General features: G+C 48.4%; 1 tRNA gene and 2 rRNA genes. All 3 read right to left on the bottom strand.

The window, feature by feature from the left end:
- Positions 1–12 precede the first annotated feature (12 nt).
- Positions 13–123 (bottom strand): 5S ribosomal RNA (gene rrf, locus FLP08_RS15340).
- A gap of 155 nt (positions 124–278) precedes the next feature.
- Positions 279–3,108, bottom strand: a 23S ribosomal RNA gene (locus FLP08_RS15335).
- A gap of 231 nt (positions 3,109–3,339) precedes the next feature.
- Positions 3,340–3,413, bottom strand: a tRNA-Ala gene (locus tag FLP08_RS15330).
- Between the last annotated feature and the right edge of the window lie 73 nt (positions 3,414–3,486).

The raw sequence follows: 3,486 nt of genomic DNA, 5'->3' as shown, positions 1-3,486 counted from the left end.
GGGTTTTCAAGAAGAAGGCGGCGACATACTCTCCCACAATGATAGCAGTACCATCTGCGCTAACGGGCTTAACTACTCTGTTCGGAATGGGAAGAGGTGAGCCCCGTTGCTATAGCCACCTTAAAAGGTTAGTTATAAGCTTCGAGCTTAAAACTGTCCCGACTTATCGGGACTAATATTGTTGACATATGTAAGAAACAAAAAATAAGCGAAGMACAGGTATTACATCTAATGTAAGCATTTGGCGGTTCCGGAGTTTTGCGGCCCCGGAACCATCGCGCATCAAGCTTTACGGAGTATTAGTACTACTCGGCTATGACATTACTGCCTTTACACCTGTAGCCTATCAACGTGGTAGTCTCCCACGGTCCTTTAAAGAAATCTCATCTTGTGGTGGGTTTCGCGCTTATATGCTTTCAGCGCTTATCCCTTCCCAACGTAGCTACCCAGCAGTGCTCCTGGCGGAACAACTGGTACACCAGAGGTTGGTCCAACTCGGTCCTCTCGTACTAGAGTCAGGTCCACTCAAATTTCTAACGCCCACTACAGATAGAGACCGAACTGTCTCACGACGTTCTGAACCCAGCTCGCGTGCCACTTTAATGGGCGAACAGCCCAACCCTTGGGACCTTCTCCAGCCCCAGGATGTGACGAGCCGACATCGAGGTGCCAAACCCCCCCGTCGATGTGAGCTCTTGGGGGAGATCAGCCTGTTATCCCCGGCGTACCTTTTATCCTTTGAGCGATGACCCTTCCATGCGGTGTCACCGGATCACTATGCTCTACTTTCGTACCTGATCGACCTGTATGTCTCTCAGTCAAGCTCCCTTTTGCCATTGCACTCTACGCACGGTTACCAAGCGTGCTGAGGGAACCTTTAGAAGCCTCCGTTACTCTTTTGGAGGCGACCACCCCAGTCAAACTACCCACCAAGCACTGTCCCACGCAAGGCGTGGTTAGGCTCTAAACAAGTAAAGGGTAGTATTTCAACAACGACTCCACGATACCTGGCGATACCGCTTCAAAGTCTCCTACCTATCCTACACATCACTTGTTCAAAGTCAATACTAAGCTATAGTAAAGGTGCACGGGGTCTTTTCGTCCCGTAGCGGGTAATCGGCATCTTCACCGATACTACAATTTCACCGAGCTCATGGCTGAGACAGTATCCAGATCGTTGCACCATTCGTGCAGGTCGGAACTTACCCGACAAGGAATTTCGCTACCTTAGGACCGTTATAGTTACGGCCGCCGTTTACTGGGGCTTCAGTTCAATGCGTCGCCGAAGCTAACATCTCCCCTTAACCTTCCAGCACCGGGCAGGTGTCAGGCCCTATACGTCATCTTTCGATTTAGCAGAGCCCTGTGTTTTTGATAAACAGTCGCCTGGATCTTTTCACTGCGGCCCACATTGCTGTGGGCGACCCTTCTCCCGAAGTTACGGGCCAATTTTGCCTAGTTCCTTAGCCATGAATCTCTCGAGCACCTTAGAATTCTCATCCCAACTACCTGTGTCGGTTTAGGGTACGGGTTGCCACCACTCGCTTTTCTTGGAAGTCGCTCCTCTGGATTATCACGCTGGCCGTAGCTTTTGTGTACTATCGGGGTGTTACCACTCCCTTCAACGTACTATTCCGTCAGTACGCACCAAATTTACGCCTCCGTCCGCTTTAACATGGGGCAAGTAGCAGAATATTAACTGCTTGTCCATCGACTACCCCTTTCGGGTTCGCCTTAGGTCCCGACTAACCCCCAGCTGATTAGCATAGCTGGGGAAACCTTAGTCTTTCGGTGTGCAGGTTTCTCGCCTGCATTATCGTTACTTATGCCTACATTTTCTTTTGTAACCAATCCAGCAAGCCTCGCGACTCACCTTCGTCTCTGTTACAATGCTCCCCTACCACTTCTTACGAAGTCCATAGCTTCGGTAGTATGTTTATGCCCGATTATTATCCATGCCGAACCGCTCGACTAGTGAGCTGTTACGCACTCTTTAAATGAATGGCTGCTTCCAAGCCAACATCCTAGCTGTCTGGGCAGTTCAACCGCGTTTATTCAACTTAACATACATTTGGGGACCTTAGCTGATGGTCTGGGTTCTTTCCCTCTCGGACATGGACCTTAGCACCCATGCCCTCACTGATATGCATCATTTTATAGCATTCGGAGTTTGTCAGGAATTGGTAGGCGGTGAAGCCCCCGCATCCAATCAGTAGCTCTACCTCTATAAAACTAACTATATCGCTGCACCTAAATGCATTTCGGGGAGTACGAGCTATTTCCGAGTTTGATTGGCCTTTCACCCCTACCCTCAGGTCATCCCAAGACTTTTCAACGTCAACGGGTTCGGTCCTCCACTATGTGTTACCACAGCTTCAACCTGCCCAAGGGTAGATCACACGGTTTCGCGTCTACCACTACCAACTAAAACGCCCTATTCAGACTCGCTTTCGCTACGGCTCCACAGCTGAACTGCTTAACCTTGCTGGCAACGGTAACTCGTAGGCTCATTATGCAAAAGGCACGCCGTCACCCCCAAAGGGGCTCCGACCGCTTGTAAGCGTATGGTTTCAGGATCTATTTCACTCCCTTGTTCAGGGTTCTTTTCACCTTTCCCTCACGGTACTGGTTCACTATCGGTCTCTCAGGAGTATTTAGCCTTGGCGGATGGTCCCGCCGGATTCATACAGGGTTTCACGTGCCCCGCACTACTCAGGATACCACTATGYTTTATACGAAGTTGCTTATACCGGGCTGTCACCGTCTATGGCCAGGCTTTCCAACCTGTTCTAATTCCTTGTACAAACAATATCGTGGTCCTACAACCCCAATAAGTCCGTAAACTCATTGGTTTGGGCTACTGCGCGTTCGCTCGCCGCTACTAGCGCAATCACTATTGTTTTCTCTTCCTCCGGGTACTTAGATGTTTCAGTTCTCCGGGTTCGCTTGCCTTACGGCATGACATATCTTCAATATGCCGGGGCCCCATTCGGATATTCGCGGATCAATTTGTATGTGCCAATCCCCACGACTTTTCGCAGCTTATCACGTCCTTCATCGCCTCTGAGAGCCTAGGCATTCCCCATACGCCCTTATCTAGCTTGTATGCGCTTTGCTTAATGCTCTAATCTATTCTGACCTAAATCAGAACAGAAGTATTATAATGTATTACTTTTATTAAATATTTCTATCTAATAGTGTTCTCGTATTCTTTGTTTCTCAATATGTCAATGAACTTTTTTCCTTATCTAACGATATAACTTCGATGATCCTACAAACTAAAAACGTATGTTTCCTGGTTGTTTGTAAAAACTATACCCATTATACCTCAAGGAATCGTGGAGAATATCGGAGTCGAACCGATGACCTCCTGCGTGCAAGGCAGGCGCTCTAGCCAGCTGAGCTAATCCCCCATTATTTCAGTGATCAGTTAACAGTTATTAGTTAACAGTACTTATAACGGCTACTCAACCTCTAAAATTTCCT

Source organism: Christiangramia aestuarii (assembly GCF_009735585.1).
Classification (GTDB): Bacteria; Bacteroidota; Bacteroidia; order Flavobacteriales; family Flavobacteriaceae; genus Christiangramia; species Christiangramia aestuarii.
Note: the sequence above shows the minus strand (reverse complement) of the source record. Positions and strands in the feature narration are given on the sequence as shown.